The sequence below is a fragment of the Neisseria sp. P0022.S010 genome, assembly GCF_051956635.1.
On sequence record NZ_JBQCXF010000695.1, the window covers coordinates 1 to 1,372 of the forward strand.

Sequence of the window (1,372 nt, forward strand, 5' to 3'; positions counted from 1 at the left end):
GCCTACAACAAGGCCAACCCCTTCCCCGCCACCCTGCTCGTCCGCCAGAAAATCACCGGCCGCGATTCGGAAAAAGACGTGCGCCACATCGAAATCGACCTCTCCGGCTCCGGCCTGCAATACCGCGCGGGCGACGCGCTGGGCGTATGGTTTGAGAACGACCCCGCCGTCGTGGACGAAATCCTCGCCGCCGTCTCGCTCAAGGGCGACGAGCCGGTGAATGCGGGCGGGCAGGGCAAAACCGTGCGCGAAGCCCTGCTGCACGATTGGGAAATCGGCCTGAACACCCCGCAGTTCGTGCAGGGCTACGCCGAAATCTCCGGCAATCCCGAGCTGAAGCAGGCCGCCGCCGACGCTTCCGCCTACGCCGCCGCCAACCCGATTGCCGGCATCGTGTCGCAATACCCCGCCGCGCTCACCGCCGAGCAGCTCGCCGGCCTGCTGCGCCCGCTCGCCCCGCGCCTCTACTCCATCTCCTCCGCGCCCGAAGAAGTGGGCGAGGAAGTGCACCTCACCGTGGGCGTGCTGCGCTACGAACACAACGGCATCTCGCGTACCGGCGCCGCCTCCGGCTTTCTGGGTGAACGTTTGGAAGAAGAAGGCAGCGTGCGCGTGTTCGTGGAGGAAAACCCCCGCTTCAGGCTACCTGAAAACCCCGATACGCCCGTGATCATGATCGGCGCGGGCACCGGCGTCGCCCCCTTCCGCGCCTTCATGCAGCAGCGCGCCGCCAACGGCGACAGTGGCAAAAACTGGCTGATTTTCGGCAACCAGCACTTCACCCAAGACTTCCTCTACCAAACCGAATGGCAGGGCTGGGCGAAAGACGGCCTGCTCAACAAATACGACTTCGCCTGGTCGCGCGATCAGGAAGAGAAAATCTACGTGCAGCACAAAATCCGCGAAGAAGCCGCCGAACTGTGGCAGTGGCTGCAGCAGGGCGCGCACATCTACGTGTGCGGCGACGCCTCGCGCATGGCCAAAGACGTGGAGCAGGCCCTGCTCGACACCATCGCCGAACAAGGCGGCCTGAGCCCCGACGACGCAGACGAATACCTCGACAACCTGCGCCAGGAAGGCCGCTACCAGCGCGACGTATATTGAAAACAGCGGCTGTTTTTCAGGCAGCCCCGCCAGGCAAAAAAAGGCTACCTGAAAATCAAAAAACCATTTTCAGACGGCCTTTCCCCAAGGCGGCCAAGCTGCAAGCAGGAAAGGCTACCTGAAAAATTATTTGCCATGTTATTCAAATAATTGTTTCAGCGGCGGATTGAATATCCGTATCCGGCAAATCCGCCGCCCCAAATGTCGGTTTCGAGAATCCGGCCTGGCGGTTTTCAGGCAGCCCGATTAGGAAACGGCAGTAGGACGG

General features: G+C 62.0%; 1 protein-coding gene. It reads left to right on the forward strand.

Annotation, left to right across the window (positions count from 1 at the left end; all coding sequences use genetic code 11):
* Nucleotides 1-1,104 (forward strand): diflavin oxidoreductase (locus ACTHUT_RS20720; protein WP_440419688.1); only part of this gene is annotated, 1,104 nt, incomplete at its 5' end.
* Nucleotides 1,105-1,372: the final 268 nt, after the last annotated feature.